Source organism: Mycoplasmoides genitalium G37, from assembly GCF_000027325.1.
GTDB lineage: Bacteria > Bacillota_I > Bacilli_A > Mycoplasmatales > Mycoplasmoidaceae > Mycoplasmoides > Mycoplasmoides genitalium.
On sequence record NC_000908.2, the window covers coordinates 1 to 22,385 of the forward strand.

Annotated in this window: 16 protein-coding genes and 2 tRNA genes; 13 read left to right on the forward strand and 5 right to left on the reverse strand. The window is 28.5% G+C overall.

The window, feature by feature from the left end; genetic code table 4:
• The first annotated feature begins 685 nt into the window (after positions 1-685).
• The 10 genes from dnaN to MG_RS00050 all read left to right on the forward strand — a co-directional run bounded on the left by dnaN (position 686) and on the right by MG_RS00050 (position 12,724).
• Positions 686-1,828, forward strand: coding sequence for a DNA polymerase III subunit beta (gene dnaN / locus MG_RS00005; RefSeq protein ID WP_009885562.1), 1,143 nt, complete (start codon positions 686-688; stop codon positions 1,826-1,828).
• A complete protein-coding gene (locus tag MG_RS00010) occupies positions 1,828-2,760 on the forward strand; it encodes a J domain-containing protein (protein ID WP_009885561.1) in 933 nt (310 codons plus the stop codon). The genes dnaN and MG_RS00010 overlap by 1 nt, the downstream gene beginning before the upstream one ends.
• Positions 2,761-2,844: 84 nt before the next feature.
• Positions 2,845-4,797 carry a DNA topoisomerase (ATP-hydrolyzing) subunit B gene (gene gyrB / locus MG_RS00015; RefSeq protein ID WP_009885560.1) on the forward strand — a complete coding sequence of 651 codons (1,953 nt, stop codon included), beginning with the start codon at positions 2,845-2,847 and terminating at the stop codon, positions 4,795-4,797.
• A 14-nt stretch (positions 4,798-4,811) separates the two neighbouring features.
• Positions 4,812-7,322 carry a DNA topoisomerase (ATP-hydrolyzing) subunit A gene (gene gyrA / locus MG_RS00020; protein ID WP_009885559.1) on the forward strand — a complete coding sequence of 837 codons (2,511 nt, stop codon included), beginning with the start codon at positions 4,812-4,814 and terminating at the stop codon, positions 7,320-7,322.
• Positions 7,294-8,547 carry a serine--tRNA ligase gene (serS, locus tag MG_RS00025; RefSeq protein ID WP_010869286.1) on the forward strand — a complete coding sequence of 418 codons (1,254 nt, stop codon included), beginning with the start codon at positions 7,294-7,296 and terminating at the stop codon, positions 8,545-8,547. Before gyrA ends, serS begins: the two co-directional genes overlap by 29 nt.
• 3 nt (positions 8,548-8,550) lie before the next feature.
• The gene (gene tmk / locus MG_RS00030) at positions 8,551-9,183 is read left to right on the forward strand and encodes a dTMP kinase (protein ID WP_009885557.1); all 633 of its coding nucleotides are present in this window, start codon (positions 8,551-8,553) and stop codon (positions 9,181-9,183) included.
• Positions 9,156-9,920: a DNA polymerase III subunit delta' gene (locus MG_RS00035; RefSeq protein WP_009885556.1), complete on the forward strand. Its 765-nt coding sequence runs from the start codon at positions 9,156-9,158 to the stop codon at positions 9,918-9,920. The genes tmk and MG_RS00035 overlap by 28 nt, the downstream gene beginning before the upstream one ends.
• Before the next feature lie 2 nt (positions 9,921-9,922).
• On the forward strand, positions 9,923-11,251 hold the full coding sequence (mnmE, locus tag MG_RS00040) for a tRNA uridine-5-carboxymethylaminomethyl(34) synthesis GTPase MnmE (protein WP_010869287.1): 1,329 nt from the start codon (positions 9,923-9,925) through the stop codon (positions 11,249-11,251).
• Positions 11,251-12,039 (forward strand): TatD family hydrolase, encoded by a 789-nt coding sequence (locus tag MG_RS00045; protein WP_009885976.1) that lies wholly within the window; start codon positions 11,251-11,253, stop codon positions 12,037-12,039. Before mnmE ends, MG_RS00045 begins: the two co-directional genes overlap by 1 nt.
• 28 nt (positions 12,040-12,067) lie before the next feature.
• Entirely contained in the window at positions 12,068-12,724 is a 657-nt protein-coding gene (locus MG_RS00050; protein WP_010869288.1) for a DNA primase-like protein, read from the forward strand.
• Here the strand turns inward: MG_RS00050 and MG_RS00055 are convergent.
• The 5 genes from MG_RS00055 to MG_RS00075 all read right to left on the reverse strand — a co-directional run bounded on the left by MG_RS00055 (position 12,701) and on the right by MG_RS00075 (position 15,451).
• Positions 12,701-13,564, reverse strand: a complete 864-nt coding sequence (locus tag MG_RS00055) for an ATP-grasp domain-containing protein (protein WP_009885973.1) — start codon at positions 13,562-13,564, stop codon at positions 12,701-12,703. The genes MG_RS00050 and MG_RS00055 overlap by 24 nt on opposite strands.
• Positions 13,565-13,568: 4 nt before the next feature.
• Entirely contained in the window at positions 13,569-14,432 is an 864-nt protein-coding gene (locus MG_RS00060) for a RimK family alpha-L-glutamate ligase (protein ID WP_010869289.1), read from the reverse strand.
• Positions 14,395-15,216, reverse strand: coding sequence for a bifunctional 5,10-methylenetetrahydrofolate dehydrogenase/5,10-methenyltetrahydrofolate cyclohydrolase (locus MG_RS00065; protein ID WP_009885972.1), 822 nt, complete (start codon positions 15,214-15,216; stop codon positions 14,395-14,397). Before MG_RS00065 ends, MG_RS00060 begins: the two co-directional genes overlap by 38 nt.
• Positions 15,217-15,293: 77 nt before the next feature.
• Positions 15,294-15,369, reverse strand: a tRNA-Ala gene (locus MG_RS00070).
• Positions 15,370-15,374: 5 nt separating this feature from the next.
• Positions 15,375-15,451, reverse strand: a tRNA-Ile gene (locus MG_RS00075).
• Positions 15,452-15,554: 103 nt separating this feature from the next.
• Between MG_RS00075 and MG_RS00080 the strand changes: the two genes are divergently transcribed.
• The 3 genes from MG_RS00080 to MG_RS00090 are packed head-to-tail and all read left to right on the forward strand — an operon-like array spanning position 15,555 to position 22,347.
• Positions 15,555-17,426 (forward strand): ABC transporter ATP-binding protein, encoded by a 1,872-nt coding sequence (locus MG_RS00080; protein WP_010869290.1) that lies wholly within the window; start codon positions 15,555-15,557, stop codon positions 17,424-17,426.
• Between the two features lie 46 nt (positions 17,427-17,472).
• The gene (locus MG_RS00085) at positions 17,473-19,242 is read left to right on the forward strand and encodes an ABC transporter ATP-binding protein (RefSeq protein ID WP_010869291.1); all 1,770 of its coding nucleotides are present in this window, start codon (positions 17,473-17,475) and stop codon (positions 19,240-19,242) included.
• Between the two features lie 9 nt (positions 19,243-19,251).
• Positions 19,252-22,347 carry a DEAD/DEAH box helicase gene (locus MG_RS00090; protein WP_010869292.1) on the forward strand — a complete coding sequence of 1,032 codons (3,096 nt, stop codon included), beginning with the start codon at positions 19,252-19,254 and terminating at the stop codon, positions 22,345-22,347.
• Positions 22,348-22,385 lie beyond the last annotated feature (38 nt).

The following is a 22,385-nucleotide window of genomic DNA, read 5'->3' on the forward strand; positions in this document are numbered from 1 at the left end:
TAAGTTATTATTTAGTTAATACTTTTAACAATATTATTAAGGTATTTAAAAAATACTATTATAGTATTTAACATAGTTAAATACCTTCCTTAATACTGTTAAATTATATTCAATCAATACATATATAATATTATTAAAATACTTGATAAGTATTATTTAGATATTAGACAAATACTAATTTTATATTGCTTTAATACTTAATAAATACTACTTATGTATTAAGTAAATATTACTGTAATACTAATAACAATATTATTACAATATGCTAGAATAATATTGCTAGTATCAATAATTACTAATATAGTATTAGGAAAATACCATAATAATATTTCTACATAATACTAAGTTAATACTATGTGTAGAATAATAAATAATCAGATTAAAAAAATTTTATTTATCTGAAACATATTTAATCAATTGAACTGATTATTTTCAGCAGTAATAATTACATATGTACATAGTACATATGTAAAATATCATTAATTTCTGTTATATATAATAGTATCTATTTTAGAGAGTATTAATTATTACTATAATTAAGCATTTATGCTTAATTATAAGCTTTTTATGAACAAAATTATAGACATTTTAGTTCTTATAATAAATAATAGATATTAAAGAAAATAAAAAAATAGAAATAAATATCATAACCCTTGATAACCCAGAAATTAATACTTAATCAAAAATGAAAATATTAATTAATAAAAGTGAATTGAATAAAATTTTGAAAAAAATGAATAACGTTATTATTTCCAATAACAAAATAAAACCACATCATTCATATTTTTTAATAGAGGCAAAAGAAAAAGAAATAAACTTTTATGCTAACAATGAATACTTTTCTGTCAAATGTAATTTAAATAAAAATATTGATATTCTTGAACAAGGCTCCTTAATTGTTAAAGGAAAAATTTTTAACGATCTTATTAATGGCATAAAAGAAGAGATTATTACTATTCAAGAAAAAGATCAAACACTTTTGGTTAAAACAAAAAAAACAAGTATTAATTTAAACACAATTAATGTGAATGAATTTCCAAGAATAAGGTTTAATGAAAAAAACGATTTAAGTGAATTTAATCAATTCAAAATAAATTATTCACTTTTAGTAAAAGGCATTAAAAAAATTTTTCACTCAGTTTCAAATAATCGTGAAATATCTTCTAAATTTAATGGAGTAAATTTCAATGGATCCAATGGAAAAGAAATATTTTTAGAAGCTTCTGACACTTATAAACTATCTGTTTTTGAGATAAAGCAAGAAACAGAACCATTTGATTTCATTTTGGAGAGTAATTTACTTAGTTTCATTAATTCTTTTAATCCTGAAGAAGATAAATCTATTGTTTTTTATTACAGAAAAGATAATAAAGATAGCTTTAGTACAGAAATGTTGATTTCAATGGATAACTTTATGATTAGTTACACATCGGTTAATGAAAAATTTCCAGAGGTAAACTACTTTTTTGAATTTGAACCTGAAACTAAAATAGTTGTTCAAAAAAATGAATTAAAAGATGCACTTCAAAGAATTCAAACTTTGGCTCAAAATGAAAGAACTTTTTTATGCGATATGCAAATTAACAGTTCTGAATTAAAAATAAGAGCTATTGTTAATAATATCGGAAATTCTCTTGAGGAAATTTCTTGTCTTAAATTTGAAGGTTATAAACTTAATATTTCTTTTAACCCAAGTTCTCTATTAGATCACATAGAGTCTTTTGAATCAAATGAAATAAATTTTGATTTCCAAGGAAATAGTAAGTATTTTTTGATAACCTCTAAAAGTGAACCTGAACTTAAGCAAATATTGGTTCCTTCAAGATAATGAATCTTTACGATCTTTTAGAACTACCAACTACAGCATCAATAAAAGAAATAAAAATTGCTTATAAAAGATTAGCAAAGCGTTATCACCCTGATGTAAATAAATTAGGTTCGCAAACTTTTGTTGAAATTAATAATGCTTATTCAATATTAAGTGATCCTAACCAAAAGGAAAAATATGATTCAATGCTGAAAGTTAATGATTTTCAAAATCGCATCAAAAATTTAGATATTAGTGTTAGATGACATGAAAATTTCATGGAAGAACTCGAACTTCGTAAGAACTGAGAATTTGATTTTTTTTCATCTGATGAAGATTTCTTTTATTCTCCATTTACAAAAAACAAATATGCTTCCTTTTTAGATAAAGATGTTTCTTTAGCTTTTTTTCAGCTTTACAGCAAGGGCAAAATAGATCATCAATTGGAAAAATCTTTATTGAAAAGAAGAGATGTAAAAGAAGCTTGTCAACAGAATAAAAATTTTATTGAAGTTATAAAAGAGCAATATAACTATTTTGGTTGAATTGAAGCTAAGCGTTATTTCAATATTAATGTTGAACTTGAGCTCACACAGAGAGAGATAAGAGATAGAGATGTTGTTAACCTACCTTTAAAAATTAAAGTTATTAATAATGATTTTCCAAATCAACTCTGATATGAAATTTATAAAAACTATTCATTTCGCTTATCTTGAGATATAAAAAATGGTGAAATTGCTGAATTTTTCAATAAAGGTAATAGAGCTTTAGGATGAAAAGGTGACTTAATTGTCAGAATGAAAGTAGTTAATAAAGTAAACAAAAGACTGCGTATTTTTTCAAGCTTTTTTGAGAACGATAAATCTAAATTATGGTTCCTTGTTCCAAACGATAAACAAAGTAATCCTAATAAGGGCGTTTTTAACTATAAAACTCAGCACTTTATTGATTAAAAAACCTTTCATTTTTAATGTGTTATAATTATTTGTTATGCCATAAATTTAGTTTGTGGCAAAAGCTTCTGTACTGTTTATTTAATGGAAGAAAATAACAAAGCAAATATCTATGACTCTAGTAGCATTAAGGTCCTTGAAGGACTTGAGGCTGTTAGAAAACGCCCTGGAATGTACATTGGTTCTACTGGCGAAGAAGGTTTGCATCACATGATCTGAGAGATAGTAGACAACTCAATTGATGAAGCAATGGGAGGTTTTGCCAGTTTTGTTAAGCTTACCCTTGAAGATAATTTTGTTACCCGTGTAGAGGATGATGGAAGAGGGATACCTGTTGATATCCATCCTAAGACTAATCGTTCTACAGTTGAAACAGTTTTTACAGTTCTACACGCTGGCGGTAAATTTGATAACGATAGCTATAAAGTGTCAGGTGGTTTACACGGTGTTGGTGCATCAGTTGTTAATGCGCTTAGTTCTTCTTTTAAAGTTTGAGTTTTTCGTCAAAATAAAAAGTATTTTCTCAGCTTTAGCGATGGAGGAAAGGTAATTGGAGATTTGGTCCAAGAAGGTAACTCTGAAAAAGAGCATGGAACAATTGTTGAGTTTGTTCCTGATTTCTCTGTAATGGAAAAGAGTGATTACAAACAAACTGTAATTGTAAGCAGACTCCAGCAATTAGCTTTTTTAAACAAGGGAATAAGAATTGACTTTGTTGATAATCGTAAACAAAACCCACAGTCTTTTTCTTGAAAATATGATGGGGGATTGGTTGAATATATCCACCACCTAAACAACGAAAAAGAACCACTTTTTAATGAAGTTATTGCTGATGAAAAAACTGAAACTGTAAAAGCTGTTAATCGTGATGAAAACTACACAGTAAAGGTTGAAGTTGCTTTTCAATATAACAAAACATACAACCAATCAATTTTCAGTTTTTGTAACAACATTAATACTACAGAAGGTGGAACCCATGTGGAAGGTTTTCGTAATGCACTTGTTAAGATCATTAATCGCTTTGCTGTTGAAAATAAATTCCTAAAAGATAGTGATGAAAAGATTAACCGTGATGATGTTTGTGAAGGATTAACTGCTATTATTTCCATTAAACACCCAAACCCACAATATGAAGGACAAACTAAAAAGAAGTTAGGTAATACTGAGGTAAGACCTTTAGTTAATAGTGTTGTTAGTGAAATCTTTGAACGCTTCATGTTAGAAAACCCACAAGAAGCAAACGCTATCATCAGAAAAACACTTTTAGCTCAAGAAGCGAGAAGAAGAAGTCAAGAGGCTAGGGAGTTAACTCGTCGTAAATCACCTTTTGATAGTGGTTCATTACCAGGTAAATTAGCTGATTGTACAACCAGAGATCCTTCGATTAGTGAACTTTACATTGTTGAGGGTGATAGTGCTGGTGGCACTGCTAAAACAGGAAGAGATCGTTATTTTCAAGCTATCTTACCCTTAAGAGGAAAGATTTTAAACGTTGAAAAATCTAACTTTGAACAAATCTTTAATAATGCAGAAATTTCTGCATTAGTGATGGCAATAGGCTGTGGGATTAAACCTGATTTTGAACTTGAAAAACTTAGATATAGCAAGATTGTGATCATGACAGATGCTGATGTTGATGGTGCACACATAAGAACACTTCTCTTAACTTTCTTTTTTCGCTTTATGTATCCTTTGGTTGAACAAGGCAATATTTTTATTGCTCAACCCCCACTTTATAAAGTGTCATATTCCCATAAGGATTTATACATGCACACTGATGTTCAACTTGAACAGTGAAAAAGTCAAAACCCTAACGTAAAGTTTGGGTTACAAAGATATAAAGGACTTGGAGAAATGGATGCATTGCAGCTGTGAGAAACAACAATGGATCCTAAGGTTAGAACATTGTTAAAAGTTACTGTTGAAGATGCTTCTATTGCTGATAAAGCTTTTTCACTGTTGATGGGTGATGAAGTTCCCCCAAGAAGAGAATTTATTGAAAAAAATGCTCGTAGTGTTAAAAACATTGATATTTAATTTGGTTAGTATAAATGGCAAAGCAACAAGATCAAGTAGATAAGATTCGTGAAAACTTAGACAATTCAACTGTCAAAAGTATTTCATTAGCAAATGAACTTGAGCGTTCATTCATGGAATATGCTATGTCAGTTATTGTTGCTCGTGCTTTACCTGATGCTAGAGATGGACTTAAACCAGTTCATCGTCGTGTTCTTTATGGTGCTTATATTGGTGGCATGCACCATGATCGTCCTTTTAAAAAGTCTGCGAGGATTGTTGGTGATGTAATGAGTAAATTCCACCCTCATGGTGATATGGCAATATATGACACCATGTCAAGAATGGCTCAAGACTTTTCATTAAGATACCTTTTAATTGATGGTCATGGTAATTTTGGTTCTATAGATGGTGATAGACCTGCTGCACAACGTTATACAGAAGCAAGATTATCTAAACTTGCAGCAGAACTTTTAAAAGATATTGATAAAGATACAGTTGACTTTATTGCTAATTATGATGGTGAGGAAAAAGAACCAACTGTTCTACCAGCAGCTTTCCCTAACTTACTTGCAAATGGTTCTAGTGGGATTGCAGTTGGAATGTCAACATCTATTCCTTCCCATAATCTCTCTGAATTAATTGCGGGTTTAATCATGTTAATTGATAATCCTCAATGCACTTTTCAAGAATTATTAACTGTAATTAAAGGACCTGATTTTCCAACAGGAGCTAACATTATCTACACAAAAGGAATTGAAAGCTACTTTGAAACAGGTAAAGGCAATGTAGTAATTCGTTCTAAAGTTGAGATAGAACAATTGCAAACAAGAAGTGCATTAGTTGTAACTGAAATTCCTTACATGGTTAACAAAACTACCTTAATTGAAAAGATTGTAGAACTTGTTAAAGCTGAAGAGATTTCAGGAATTGCTGATATCCGTGATGAATCCTCTCGAGAAGGAATAAGGTTAGTGATTGAAGTAAAACGCGACACTGTACCTGAAGTTTTATTAAATCAACTTTTTAAATCAACAAGATTACAAGTACGCTTCCCTGTTAATATGCTTGCTTTAGTTAAAGGAGCTCCTGTACTTCTCAACATGAAACAAGCTTTGGAAGTATATCTTGATCATCAAATTGATGTTCTTGTTAGAAAAACAAAGTTTGTGCTTAATAAACAACAAGAACGTTATCACATTTTAAGCGGACTTTTAATTGCTGCTTTAAATATTGATGAGGTTGTTGCAATTATTAAAAAATCAGCAAATAACCAGGAAGCAATTAATACATTAAATACAAAGTTTAAGCTTGATGAAATTCAAGCTAAAGCAGTTCTTGACATGCGTTTAAGGAGCTTAAGCGTACTTGAAGTTAACAAACTTCAAACTGAACAAAAAGAGTTAAAAGATTCAATTGAATTTTGTAAGAAAGTGTTAGCTGATCAAAAATTACAGCTAAAAATAATCAAAGAGGAATTGCAAAAAATCAATGATCAGTTTGGTGATGAAAGAAGAAGTGAAATTCTCTATGATATCTCTGAGGAAATTGATGATGAATCATTGATAAAAGTTGAGAATGTAGTGATAACTATGTCTACAAATGGTTATCTAAAAAGGATTGGAGTTGATGCTTATAATCTTCAACATCGTGGTGGAGTTGGGGTTAAAGGGCTAACTACTTATGTTGATGATAGTATTAGTCAATTATTGGTCTGTTCAACTCACTCTGACTTATTATTTTTTACTGATAAGGGTAAGGTTTATAGAATTAGAGCTCATCAAATTCCCTATGGTTTTAGAACAAATAAAGGTATTCCCGCTGTTAACTTAATCAAAATTGAAAAGGATGAAAGAATTTGTTCATTGTTATCTGTTAATAACTATGATGATGGTTATTTCTTTTTCTGTACTAAAAATGGAATTGTTAAAAGAACGAGCTTGAATGAATTCATCAACATCTTAAGTAATGGTAAGCGGGCTATATCTTTTGATGATAATGACACTTTGTATTCAGTAATTAAAACCCACGGAAATGATGAGATTTTTATTGGTTCTACCAATGGATTTGTTGTTCGCTTCCATGAAAATCAACTCAGAGTTCTTTCAAGAACAGCAAGAGGTGTATTTGGTATCAGTTTAAATAAAGGAGAATTTGTTAATGGACTATCAACTTCAAGCAACGGTAGCTTACTTTTATCAGTCGGTCAAAATGGAATAGGTAAATTAACGAGCATAGATAAATATAGACTCACAAAACGTAATGCTAAGGGAGTTAAAACTCTAAGGGTTACTGATAGAACAGGCCCTGTTGTTACAACAACCACTGTTTTTGGTAATGAGGATCTTTTAATGATTTCCTCTGCTGGTAAAATTGTGCGTACCAGTTTACAAGAACTTTCAGAACAAGGTAAAAACACTTCTGGTGTTAAGTTAATTAGATTAAAAGATAATGAACGTTTAGAAAGAGTAACTATCTTTAAAGAAGAGTTAGAAGACAAAGAAATGCAACTAGAAGATGTTGGATCCAAACAAATTACGCAATAACTATGATTTCTTTAAAAAGAAACTGTTAGAAAGAAATGTAAATGAGCAATTATTAAATCAGTTTATTCAAACTGATAAACTAATGCGCAAAAACTTGCAACAACTTGAACTTGCTAACCAAAAACAAAGCTTGTTGGCAAAACAAGTTGCTAAGCAAAAAGATAATAAAAAGCTATTAGCTGAATCAAAAGAACTTAAGCAGAAGATTGAAAACTTAAATAATGCTTATAAAGATTCACAAAACATTAGTCAAGATTTACTTCTAAATTTTCCTAATATTGCTCATGAATCAGTTCCTGTTGGTAAAAATGAATCAGCAAACTTAGAACTTCTTAAAGAAGGGAGAAAACCAGTTTTTGATTTCAAACCTTTACCACATCGAGAGTTATGTGAAAAGTTAAATTTAGTTGCTTTTGATAAAGCTACTAAGATTAGTGGAACTAGGTTTGTTGCATATACAGATAAAGCAGCTAAACTACTTAGAGCGATAACTAATCTAATGATTGACCTTAATAAAAGCAAGTATCAAGAATGAAACCTGCCAGTTGTTATTAATGAATTAAGTTTAAGATCAACCGGACAACTACCTAAGTTTAAAGATGATGTTTTTAAACTAGAAAACACCCGTTATTATCTTTCTCCAACTTTAGAGGTACAACTTATCAATTTACATGCTAATGAAATTTTTAATGAAGAAGATTTACCTAAATACTACACTGCAACAGGTATTAACTTTCGTCAAGAAGCGGGTAGTGCTGGTAAACAAACCAAAGGAACTATTAGATTGCATCAGTTTCAAAAAACTGAGTTAGTTAAGTTTTGTAAACCTGAAAATGCTATCAATGAATTGGAAGCAATGGTTAGAGATGCTGAACAAATCTTAAAGGCACTTAAGTTACCTTTTAGAAGGTTATTGTTATGTACTGGTGATATGGGCTTTAGTGCTGAAAAAACATATGATCTTGAAGTTTGAATGGCAGCTAGCAATGAATATCGTGAAGTTTCTTCTTGTTCATCTTGTGGTGATTTTCAAGCAAGAAGAGCTATGATTCGTTACAAAGATATTAACAACGGTAAAAACAGTTATGTTGCTACTTTAAATGGAACAGCATTATCTATTGATAGAATTTTTGCTGCAATTCTAGAAAATTTTCAAACAAAAGATGGCAAAATTCTTATCCCACAAGCATTAAAAAAATACCTTGATTTTGACACAATCAAGTAATTTATGAATAAAGGTGTTTTTGTTGTTATTGAAGGAGTTGATGGAGCGGGCAAAACTGCTTTAATTGAAGGTTTTAAAAAACTTTATCCAACTAAGTTTTTGAACTATCAACTTACTTATACTAGAGAACCTGGTGGTACTTTGTTAGCTGAAAAAATTCGTCAACTTCTTTTAAATGAAACAATGGAACCTCTAACTGAAGCTTATTTGTTTGCCGCAGCTAGAACTGAACATATCAGTAAGCTAATTAAACCAGCAATTGAAAAAGAACAACTAGTTATTTCAGATAGATTTGTTTTCTCTAGTTTTGCATACCAAGGATTAAGCAAAAAAATAGGCATTGATACAGTAAAACAGATTAATCATCATGCGTTAAGAAATATGATGCCAAACTTTACCTTTATTTTGGATTGCAATTTTAAAGAAGCATTACAAAGGATGCAAAAGCGTGGTAATGATAATCTTCTTGATGAATTTATTAAAGGAAAGAATGATTTTGATACAGTTCGTTCTTATTATTTAAGCTTAGTTGATAAAAAAAACTGTTTCTTGATTAATGGTGATAATAAACAAGAACACCTAGAGAAATTTATTGAATTGTTAACAAGATGCTTACAACAACCCACGCATTACTAATCATTCAAAGAAAAGGTAGTTTCTTAAAACCTTTTCTTGATAATTATCTTACTAGTATTGTTTGTGAAAACAAAAATGGTTGCAAAAAGTGTATAAACTGTTTGGAAATTCTCAATAATAAATACAACAGCTTATATTGATTTGATCAAATTAATCCTTTCAAAAGAGAAAATGCCCTTCAGTTAGCAAGAATTTTTAACCGTGAAAGAACAAGTGTAAACAATAAAAATATTTATCTAATTGAAGAAATTGAAAAATTAAGCAGTAATTCTATAAATAGTTTATTGAGACTAGTTGAAGATAGTCCGATAAATAGTTATGGTATTTTTACAACTAAAAATGAAAGTTTAATTCTTTCCACTTTTTTAAGTAGAGTACAGAAAGTAGTTTTAAAAAAAGCTAGTAAAGTTCCTTTTAAAGTAAGCAAAAATGATCAAGAAATTATTACAAGTTTTTTTACTGTAGATGAACAAATTGAAGCAATTGAAAATGGAAGTTTTAACCGTTTCAAAATTATCTTAGATGCATGTTTAAACAAAAAAACAGGTACAGAACAAATTTATCATGCTTGACAAATTTTTAGAGATTTTTCTAATAGTGAAATTGCTCAGTTAATTACTCTAATAATTAATAAAACTGAAAATATAGATAAAAAATCAATTTTGTTTAATTGTTTAAAAGTTTTGCCATATAATCCTCCAAAATCCACTTTGTTTGCTAATTTAGTTAGTTGATAGTTATGAAAAGCGAAATTAATATTTTTGCACTAGCAACTGCACCTTTTAATAGTGCATTACATATTATTAGGTTTTCTGGTCCTGATGTTTATGAGATTTTAAACAAGATAACTAATAAAAAAATAACAAGAAAAGGGATGCAAATTCAACGCACATGGATAGTTGATGAAAACAATAAGCGAATTGATGATGTGCTATTATTTAAATTTGTCTCTCCAAATTCTTATACAGGAGAAGATTTAATTGAAATTTCTTGTCATGGTAACATGTTGATCGTTAATGAAATTTGCGCACTTCTTTTAAAAAAAGGAGGTGTTTATGCCAAACCTGGTGAATTTACCCAAAGGAGTTTTTTAAATGGAAAAATGAGTTTACAACAAGCTAGTGCTGTAAATAAATTGATTTTATCTCCTAACTTATTAGTTAAAGATATAGTCTTAAATAATTTAGCGGGTGAAATGGATCAACAATTAGAACAAATAGCTCAACAAGTTAATCAATTAGTAATGCAAATGGAAGTAAACATTGATTATCCAGAATATCTTGATGAACAAGTAGAACTATCAACTTTAAATAATAAAGTTAAATTGATTATTGAAAAGCTTAAAAGAATTATTGAAAATAGTAAACAACTCAAAAAACTTCACGATCCTTTTAAAATTGCCATTATAGGCGAAACTAATGTAGGTAAATCTTCTTTACTCAACGCTTTATTAAATCAAGATAAAGCGATAGTTTCAAATATTAAAGGTAGTACACGCGATGTTGTTGAAGGGGATTTCAATTTAAATGGTTATTTAATCAAGATCTTAGATACTGCAGGTATCCGTAAACATAAAAGTGGGCTTGAAAAAGCAGGAATTAAAAAAAGCTTTGAATCTATAAAGCAAGCTAATTTGGTTATTTATCTTTTAGATGCAACACATCCAAAGAAAGATCTTGAATTAATTAGTTTTTTTAAGAAAAATAAAAAGGATTTTTTTGTTTTCTATAACAAAAAAGATTTAATTACAAATAAGTTTGAAAATAGTATTTCTGCAAAGCAAAAAGATATTAAAGAATTAGTTGATTTATTAACTAAATATATTAACGAGTTTTATAAAAAAATAGATCAAAAAATCTATCTGATTGAAAATTGACAGCAAATTTTAATTGAAAAAATTAAAGAACAATTAGAACAGTTTTTAAAGCAACAAAAAAAATATTTATTTTTCGATGTTTTAGTTACCCATCTAAGAGAAGCTCAACAAGATATTCTTAAACTACTAGGTAAGGATGTAGGTTTTGATTTAGTTAATGAAATTTTTAATAATTTTTGTTTAGGAAAATAATGGAATACTTTGATGCACATTGTCATTTAAATTGTGAACCTTTACTGAGTGAAATTGAAAAAAGCATCGCTAATTTCAAATTAATTAATTTAAAAGCAAATGTTGTAGGTACAGATTTGGATAATTCTAAAATTGCTGTTGAATTAGCTAAAAAATATCCTGATCTTTTAAAAGCAACCATAGGTATCCATCCAAATGATGTTCATTTAGTTGATTTTAAAAAGACAAAAAAACAACTTAATGAACTATTAATAAATAACAGAAATTTCATAAGTTGTATTGGTGAATATGGTTTTGATTATCACTACACAACAGAATTTATTGAATTGCAAAACAAATTCTTTGAGATGCAATTTGAAATAGCTGAAACTAATAAATTGGTTCACATGCTTCATATTCGTGATGCTCATGAAAAAATTTATGAAATATTAACAAGATTAAAGCCAACTCAACCTGTGATTTTTCATTGTTTCAGTCAAGATATAAATATTGCTAAAAAGCTACTATCATTAAAAGATTTAAATATTGACATCTTCTTTTCTATCCCAGGGATAGTTACTTTTAAGAATGCTCAAGCATTACATGAAGCTTTAAAGATTATTCCTAGTGAATTACTTTTAAGTGAAACTGACTCACCGTGATTAACCCCTTCTCCTTTTCGAGGCAAAGTTAACTGACCTGAATATGTAGTTCATACTGTTAGCACTGTTGCTGAAATAAAAAAAATAGAAATTGCTGAAATGAAGCGAATTATTGTTAAAAATGCAAAAAAATTATTTTGACATTAAAAGTTAAATAAAGCAATTTATTTAACAAATGGATGTTAGAACTGAAAGATTAAACGAATTGTTTTTTGTTTATCATAAAAACTTAAAAAATCAATCTAAATCTAAATATAGCAGAGCAGTTAATTACTTAAAAAGGCGTGGATTCAATTTACAAGATTTTTTAAAAGTTGGGGGTGGTGTTGGTTATTTACAAAATAAAGAATGATTAAATTTACCTTTATACAGTTTTGATGGTAATTTAATTGGTTTTCTAAACAGAAAAGTTAGTTATAAAAAGGAATTTTTATATACACCTTTTAATAAACCTCCTTCAAAGAGCGAAGCTTTTGTAGGACTCAGAGAATTAGTTATTAAAGACAATAGCATATATCTTGTTGAAGGTGATTTTGACTGGTTAGCTTTTCGCAAAGCAGGTATATTAAATTCTCTTCCTCTTTGTGGTTTGACTATTTCAAATCAACAAGTTCAATGATTAAAACAAAAAAAGATTAAAAAGATTTTTATCTGTTTTGATAATGATTTAGCTGGAAAGAATGGAGCAAAAAATTTAAAAGAATATCTAACTAAGCAAGGATTTATAACAAAAGTTATAGAAATTAAAGCTGCCGCAAAAGACTGAAATGATTTGTTTTTATTAAACAACTCAAATTGATCAGCGGTTTTAACTAATCAACTTCTTTTTTAAGAATTTTTTAAATTTACTAATAATTGTTCTGATAATTATTTTAGTGATATTTAAATCTGGACAAAGCTGAACTAAAGCTCTCGCACCAGCAGCATCTTCAATTTCATTAACAATAACCCTATTATATCTATTTAAAAAGAAGTCAATAGCATAATAACCTTCCCTTAGGCGTTTAGCTATTTTCTTTATTTTTCTTTTAGTAAATCACTTTAATTTAAACAAGGAAACTTCAGCACCTTGTGAAAAGTTAGCTTTAAATTGATTAGCATTAGAAATTTTTTTAATAACTTTAATTATTTTTCCAAACAAAATATAAGCACGATATTCAACTGTGCCAATTGATAAAAAAGGTTGAACAATTCATTCTGTTGCATTTTCAATGTTTAAATGTTTGATCTCGTCAGCACTATTAACTAAATGTACATCTTTTCCACCGTGTGAATTACGTTTCTTAACGATGACAGGAAATGATTTGATTGTTTCTTTACTAAGAAGAGAAGAATTGACAGTTAGAAATCTATTTTGTTTTAATCATTTATATGTTTCGTATTTATCGTTTGCTATAAAAACAACATTAAAAGGATTAACTAAAAAAGTATTTATTTGATTATTGGTTTTTAAAAAATCTACTTTTCTTGAACGATTTAAAATCAATTCAGCTTCATTAATTTTAGCTTCGAAATTAATGTCTTTATTTTCAAGTAATAAGACTTCAGCATTTAGTTTTTTCTTTTGTAATTCCTTGATTAGACTTAAAGCAAATGTTTGATTTTTTTCAAAATCATCCTTGTTGTCATAAACAACTAATGCTTTTCTGTTTTTTAATTTAATTTTTCCCATTAATCTAAATTGCTTTTAAAAGCTCAATTGCAAGATTAGTATTTAAATACATTGAGCTTCTTGTTAATTGCACATTAGGATTTACTTCACAAAAGATCAATGATCTGTCTTGATCAAACAAAAAATCAATACCGCAATAAAAAAGTTGCATTACTTTACTAATTTTAACTGCTAAATTTTCTTGTTCCTTATTCAAAAAAAAGCGTTCTGCCTTTGCCCCTTTATTGAGATTAGAACGAAAATCACTATTATTAGTTGTATGTAAAGCACCTATAACTTTATTGTTCACAACAATAACTCTTACCGATTCACCTTTAGAGCAAGTAATGTATTTTTGCACAATTGCTTGTTGATTAAAAGACATTAAAGTTTTTCTTAATTTTTGTTCATCTAAACACAAAAAAACATAATCACCAAAAGAACCAAAAACACTTTTAACAATAACAGGAAACTCCATACTTTGTTTTATTTGATTAATAAAAACATCGAGCATTACTGGATTTCACTCCCTGTCAAAATTTTGAGGTCCTAAAAGTGTTTTAATCTGCTTTATGAATGGATATTGTGCAATGATAGCGTGACTAAGTCCTTTATTATCTGCATTGTTAATTCCAATTGAACTGTTAATTACTTCAAAACCATTGCTTTCTAGTCATCTAGCTAAAGCAATATTTTTATCCATAAAAAGAATTTTGTTGGATATGAAGGGTAAATTTGCTTTTGCTTTAGTTGTATTAATATCAAAACTAGTAAAGAATTTTAGTTCTATATCTAACTCTTCACTAGCATTTTTTAAAAGTTGAGTTTGATTTAATTTAGAGCTAATTGGATTAAATGCTGGATTGTAAACAACGTTTATTTTTTTCATGCAATATTCAAAGATTTTTTATTATTGCTAAAACTGTAAAAGGGCCAACACCGCCAGGCGTTTTAGTTCATCATCTAGCTTTTTTTTCAATGCCTTCAGGATTTATATCACCACAAAGTTTATTTTGCTTGTTTCTTGAAACACCTATATCAAATAAAATAACTCCTTTTTTAAAGTTTTTAGCTTGAAAAAAATGAGATTTTCCAATAGCAGTAAAAACTATATCAGCACTTTTAATCAATTCAAATGTATTTGGAGTATCTTTATCGCATGCTTGAACTTTATAACCACTAGTTTTTAAAAATTCATAAATAGGTTTGCCACCAGTTATTCCCAAACCTACCACAACAATTTTTTGATTATTAAATTCAAGGTTAAATAGTTCTTTTAGTGTTATTATAGCTTCAACTATACAAGGTTTAATTTCAGCCAAATGATTAGTTGTTAAACCATCAACATCTTTTAAAGGATTAATTGCTTCTAGTAGTGAGTTTTTATCTAAGTGTGGATAAACTGGCAATTGCAAAATGATACCAGTAACATTTACATCATGATTTAAACTAATTATTTTTTCTATTAACTCTGCTTGAGTTATTTGATTAGATAGTTTAATTAATTCACTTTTTGCTCCTACAGTGTTACAAGCAATAAGTTTTTGTTTAATAAAACTGTCTGATGAATCATCATCATTAGCTTGAATAATCACTAACTTACATTTTGATCAATCAAAATTCTTGTAAGTTTCTAAGATTGATTGCGCTTTTAGTTTTCCATCAAATGACATCTTATTTTGCCTAATATAAAACAAAACGTCTAACTTCTTATTTATGCAAAGGTAAGTTAGACGTTGGAATTCTTTAATGGTGGAGATGAAGGGTCTCAAACCCTCAACCTCCTGAGTGCAAATCAGGTGCTCTATCAGTTGAGCTACATCCCCATTATTGGTGGAAGTAAATGGACTTGAACCATCGACCTCACCCTTATCAGGGGTGTGCTCTAACCAACTGAGCTATACTTCCAAGCATAATCCTAAGGGTATTTAACTAATTATTATAACAATTTTAATTTAACCAAAATACCCCTCGAATTTTAACAGTTTTTATAATCAAAACAGCTAATTTTATGGGGCTTGTTTTAAAAGAATTTAACAATAAAATAAGAACAGCATTAATTCTCGCTCCTTTTTTCACTTTCGCTCAGATAGTGATTGATTTAATCATTCCTTCTTTTTTAGCAAGTGCTATTTCAGTTGTGTTTTCAATTGATAAATTAAAACAGGATGAGTCAGGCGGAAAGACAATTTCAGTTGATTTTATTGGTGGGGCTAATATTAATTTTGCTAATGTAAGAGAAGCGCAAATAGTTTTAGCAACCACAGTTATTTTACTTGCATTATGTGGACTTTTTTTTGGTCTAATATCTATTTATTGTGCAAGTTATGTTTCAGCAAACACTTCTTTTCTATTAAGAAAAAAGATCTTTGCAAAATTAATGCGAATCACAACCCCATCACATGACCATTATGGTTCTTCTACTTTATTAGTTAGATTAACAAATGATGTTTATTTGATGGAGGTAATTGCTTTTGATTTTTTAAGGCTAATTATTCGTGCTCCGCTTTTGTTTATAGGTGGATTAGTGTTTGCAGTAACTACAAATCAAGATATGTCAATATCTTTACTAATTACTTTTCCTTTGATTCTTTTGGTAATTGGTATTCTAAACCGTAAATCTATTCCTTTATTTAAAGAAAATCAAAAATCAGTTGATAAGATAAATGAAAGAGTAGAAGAAGATGTTTCAGGTTATAAAGTAATTCAATCTTTTAATCTTCATTCCTTTACAAATAACAAATTTAAGATTGCAAATGAAGGATGAAAAAAGAATAGTACAAGTTCTTTATTTATAAACTCACTTAACATTCCATTTACCTTTTTTTTAAGCAGTTTAACTATTATTATTGCTCTACTATTAGTTTTTCAATTAGATAGTAGTGTTTCAGTTGACCCATTACCGCAGGATGCAGCTATTAGACCTAATATCTTTGCTTTTTTCCAATATAACTTTTACATTGTTTTAGGGTTTATCTTAACCTCTTTAACAATGGTGAACTTTAATCGTTCTAGAGTTGCACTAGGCAGAATTAAAGATATTTTATCTCAGCCTGAAATAAAAACTATTACAAATAAAGATCAAAAAGAATTATTACCTACCTTGGAGTTTAGAAATATCTCTTTTGGTCTTGGCAATAAGAACAATAACAATTTTTTACAAAATCTTAGTTTTAAATTTGAAGCATATAAAACATATGGTATTGTTGGGCCTACAGGCTCTGGAAAATCTTTAATTGCTAACATTATCGGTGGTTTATATGAGCCTAATGAGGGTGAAATTCTCATTGGTGGGGAGAAAATTCAATCTATTGACAGTTTATATCTATCAGAAATGATAGGAATTGTTTTCCAACAAAACATCCTTTTTAAAGGAACAATTTCTTCTAATATAAAAATTGGTATTGAAACTAGAAGTGATTGAAAGAATCAATCTGATTTACAAAAGAATGAAGCGATGAAAAACGCAGCTAAAATAGCTTGCGCTGACACCTTTATTGAAAAGTTTTCTGATAGTTATGATCACAATGTTGAACAGTTAGGTAAAAACTTATCTGGTGGACAAAAACAAAGAGTTGCTATTGCAAGAACTTTAATTACAAAACCAAGAATTTTAGTTTTTGATGATAGTATGAGTGCTCTTGATGCTCTAACTGAAAAAAAAGTAAGAGAAAATATTGAAAATGATTTAAAGCTAACTACCAAAATCATTATTAGTCAAAACATTAATTCAATTAAACACGCAGATAAAATTTTGGTAATTGATAATGGCAGAATTGTTGGTTTTGATAGTGATCAAAAGCTAATGAAAAATTGTTCACTTTATCAAAAGATGAAAGAATCTCAAAAAGATTTGGGAGGTGATTTTGATGCAGTTAACTAGTGTAAAACCAAGTTCTTGAAAGATTTTAAAGAGATTAATTACTTCAATGGAAGGAAGTTGAAGTTATAAATTACTTTATGTTTTTTTGTGTATAGTTCTTGGTATTTTATATGGAATTGCTAACCCTATCTTATTAGCACAAGGTCTTGGTTTTATTTTTCCTATTACTAGTAGTAATGGTCGTGCTGTTGACTCAATATATTCATTAATTTACCCAACAAATTTAAATGTATTCATTAGGCTCACAATTGTGAGCGTAACTGTTTTTGTAGCTTATGCATTAATCTTTGTATTTAATGTAGCGCAAAACTATGTAGGGATTAAACTTTACCAACAAACATGTGCTACTTTGCGTTGAAAGGCATATTTAAAAATGCAGAGTATGTCAACCAGCTTTTTTGATACGCAAAATAATGGTGATCTTATGAGTAGGTTAACTAATGATATGTATAACATTGATAACCTATTCACTCAAGCTGGTGGACAAGCTATTCAAAGTTTGTTTAATATTTTAACAACCTCAGTATTAATATTTTTATTAAGCCCAGTTATTGCACTTATTTCACTTTCAATTTTAGCTACATTAATTACTTTTTCTTTTGCCTTTCTAAAGAAATCAAAAACTTCATATAGTCAAGTACAAAATAATTTGGGTGATATGTCTGGTTATATTGAAGAGGTTTTAACTAATCATAAGGTTGTTCATGTCTTGAAGTTGCAAGAGATAATGATTAAGGATTTTGATCAATACAACAAATCAATGATCAAACCAACTGTAAGAGGGAATACATATTCGATCTTTCTTTTTTCTTGGTTTGGTTTTATATCAAATATTACTTATCTGGTTTCTATATCAATTGCTACTGCTTTTAGTGTTAATTCTATTCCTTCATTTGGAATTAGTGTTATTAACTATTCATTCATGTTGTCTTACATTGCTTCTTTAAGGCAAATAACTTTAGCATTAGATCAAATCTTTACCCTTTGAAACTTAGTTCAATTAGGGGTTGTTAGTGCAGAAAGAGTATTTAAGGTATTAGATCTTAATGTAGAGAAAGATACTGCTACTATTGACAAATTACCTGATATTAAAGGTAATATAAGGTTTGAAAATGTAGCATTTGGTTACAATAAAGATAAACCTACTTTAACAGGAATTAACTTTAGTGTTAAACATGGAGATGTAGTTGCAATAGTAGGTCCTACAGGAGCTGGTAAATCAACTATTATTAATCTATTGATGAAATTCTATAAACCTTTTGAAGGAAAGATTTATATGGATAACTTTGAAATTAGTGATGTAACTAAAAAAGCATGAAGAGAAAAGATTTCTATAGTATTACAAGATTCATTCTTATTTAGCGGCACAATTAAAGAAAATATTCGTTTAGGCAGACAGGATGCTACTGATGATGAGATTATCGCTGCATGTAAAACTGCTAATGCTCATGATTTCATCATGCGTTTACCAAAAGGATATGACACTTATATTTCCAATAAAGCAGATTATCTTTCTGTTGGTGAAAGGCAATTATTAACAATTGCCAGAGCAGTAATCCGTAATGCTCCAGTTTTGCTCTTAGATGAAGCAACTAGTTCAGTTGATGTCCATTCAGAAAAATTAATTCAAGAATCAATAGGAAGGTTAATGAAAAATAAAACTTCTTTTATAATTTCTCATCGTCTTTCAATTATTCGTGATGCAACATTAATAATGGTTATTAATGATGGTAAAGTACTTGAAATGGGTAATCATGATCAGCTGATGAAACAAAATGGATTTTATGCACGTTTAAAACAATCTTCGGTTCGTTAATAAATTCTAATGACTGTTGCTGAAATTAAAAAACTTGCATTAAATAATCAGGTATTTAATGAAGCAAAAGCGCTTTTAGAAAAAGGTAATGTTATTTTTCCAAAAAAATTCTTAAAGCGAAAGAAGATCATTATTGAAGTATTAGATGGTAAGGTTTTTAAGGTTCAAATTAATTTAAAAACCGCTGCTGCACACTTGGATTGTAGTTGCTCTAATGATAAGCAAAATTGCGTTCATATAATTGCAGCGCTTTTGAAATATAATGATCTAAAAAATCAAGATAACAAAGAATTTGACCTTAATAAAGCCGATAAATTAGAGTGCAAAGAAGTTGAAATTCTAATTGAAAATGTTAGCTTAGCAATTGTTAATGGCAGCTGAAAATTAAAGATAGGTTTTGTAATTAATATTGATAAAGTTCAAACTAATACAACTGCTTTACGTTTTTATTGTTGTGATAATAAAGATGTTTATTTTCTACATACTGAAGATGAACAACTTTTCAGGATTGCTTTAGATAAATTTAATAGTGTTGAAAGACAAACATTATTAATTTTTGATCAGCTAAATAAAACAAAGCAAATGCAATATGAAAATAACAGTTTGCTTTTTAATTTAGATCAATTCCTAAGCCTAGTTAAGGAAGTTAAAAAACCTTCATTATTCTTATTAAATGAGGATAAAACTGACAATATTCTTTTCTTAAGAAGTCAACATAAAATCAATGGATTAAGCCACGTTTGTGGTTTTTTAAATAATAAGGTTTTTGATTTTGTATCCTACAATGAAAAAACTAAGCAAATTGTTTTACGCTTAGCTTATCTTAATAAGTTCACTGATTTTAAATTTCCATACAACATTAACATCTATAAACTTGCTTTTGGAGAAACATTATTTTTCCATTTTTTAATCCATTTAAAAATGAATGGTTTTAAAAACATCTTTTTTCAAAGTGATGTTGTTATTGTTAAGGAAAGTGAATATCTACCTAAGATGTTTTTGACTATTGAATTTAATACACAAAAAAACAAGTTTATAACTGATGCTTTTTTTAAATATAAGAATAAAAATAGCAATACTTTAACAACTGTTTACCCCCATCGCTATTACTTAGCTCAAAAAACTAATACATCAAACTTCAACCGTTTACTTTTTTATGAACAAGCACTACAAAGGTTTTATGAAGAATTATTTCAAATAGATTATTTAAGAAGATTTGAAAACATTCCCATTAAAGATAAGAATCAAATTGCGCTTTTTAAAACTGTTTTTGATGATTACAAAACCATTGATTTAGCAGAATTGAAACTTACAAGTAATCTCTTAAATTACAAACAGTTACATTTTTCAATAAGTGATATTAAAGCTTTAAAAATTGAAGATAGACAACTAAAAATTGAATTTAAAGCTGGCGGGATAGATCTAAAGTTAATTAAAAGTGTTTTAAGTAACTACTATAAGGGTAATGCTATTTGTATTGGTGAAGATGGTTGATATGATTTGAACGATGAAAATGCTAAAGCACTAATTTCATTTTGGAGTCAAATTGACTTAAGAAATGCTACTTGTGATGCTAATAACAATTTGCTTCTTGCTAAATACCACTTGTTTGAAGTTGTAGATACTATTAGTAAATACACTGATGTAACTAATTTATTAGATGAAAAAACAGCCTTACAATTAAAAATAGCTAGTGAAAATCAATTTCATCTTTCGTTAGATAATAACCAAATTAATAACTTACGCAAATATCAAAAAGAAGGAGTTAAATGGATAAGGGCATTAGAAGATAATCAGTTTGGTGGAATTTTAGCAGATGAAATGGGGTTAGGTAAAACTGCTCAAGTGATCTTTGCAATGCTGGATAGTTATCAATCAACAAAATCACTTTTACCTAGTTTAATTATCGTTCCAGCATCCTTACTCTTAAATTGAAAAAGTGAGTTCCAAAAGTTTGCACCTCATGTGAAAATAGTTACTGCTAATGGCAATTTTAAAGAACGCTCGCAGGTATATGAATCATTAAAAAATCAGATTTTGTTAATGAGTTTTAATGTCTTAAGAAGTGATATTAAATGAATATCTCAAAAAAAGTTCCATTATGTAGTAATTGATGAAGCACAAGGAATCAAAAATGAAAATTCTACTGTAACAAAAGCCGCTAAAAAAATTAAAGGTAATTTTTGCTTAGCACTTACCGGTACTCCTATTGAAAATCGTTTGCTTGATCTTTGATCTTGTTTTGATTTTGTTTTACCAAATTTCCTTGGTAATAAAAAACAGTTTTCAGATCAATTTGAAAAAGAAAAAAATGATGAAAGCTTTCAAAAATTAATGAAAAAAACGAGTCCTTTTATTTTAAGAAGGACTAAAAATAAAGTTTTAAAAGAACTACCTAAAAAAATTATTACTGATATCTATGTTGAACTTAGTGAAGAACATCAAAAACTGTATGATAAACAAAAAACAGATGGTTTGAAGGAGATTAAAGAAAGTGATGCTAAAAATGCTTTAAATATCCTTAGTTTAATCTTGAAATTAAGGCATATTTGTAGCTTAGTTAAAGACAATGATGTTAATGATTTTGAAGATAATTCCAAAGCTAATGCAGCTTTAAACATTATTTATGAAGCACTTGAAAATAAACGCAAAGTTATTTTGTTTACTCAATTTTTAGATGTAATTGATTGTTTTAAGCAAACTTTAAAAAATCAAAAGATTGATCACCTGGTATTTGATGGTAGAAAAACTGTGAAGAATAGAAACACTATTATCCAGAAGTTCAATAGTGCTAAAGAACCTTGTGTGATGCTAGCTTCTTTAAAAGCTGGTGGAGTTGGTATTAACTTAACTGCTGCTGAAGTTGTTATTCATTTTGATGTGTGATGAAACAGTGCTGTTGAAAATCAAGCAACTGATAGAGCACATCGTATTGGTCAAAGTAAAACTGTACAAGTTTATAGAATTATTGCTAAAAATACTATTGAAGAGCGAGTTTGTCAAGTTCAGAATCAGAAACAAGAACTTGTTAAAAAAACCTTGGTTGAGGATGTAAATTTCTTTAAATCTCTTTCACATGAAGAACTCTTAAAGCTTTTTGAATAAAGCAAGAATTATAATTAACACTCTAAGGATGCAAGTGA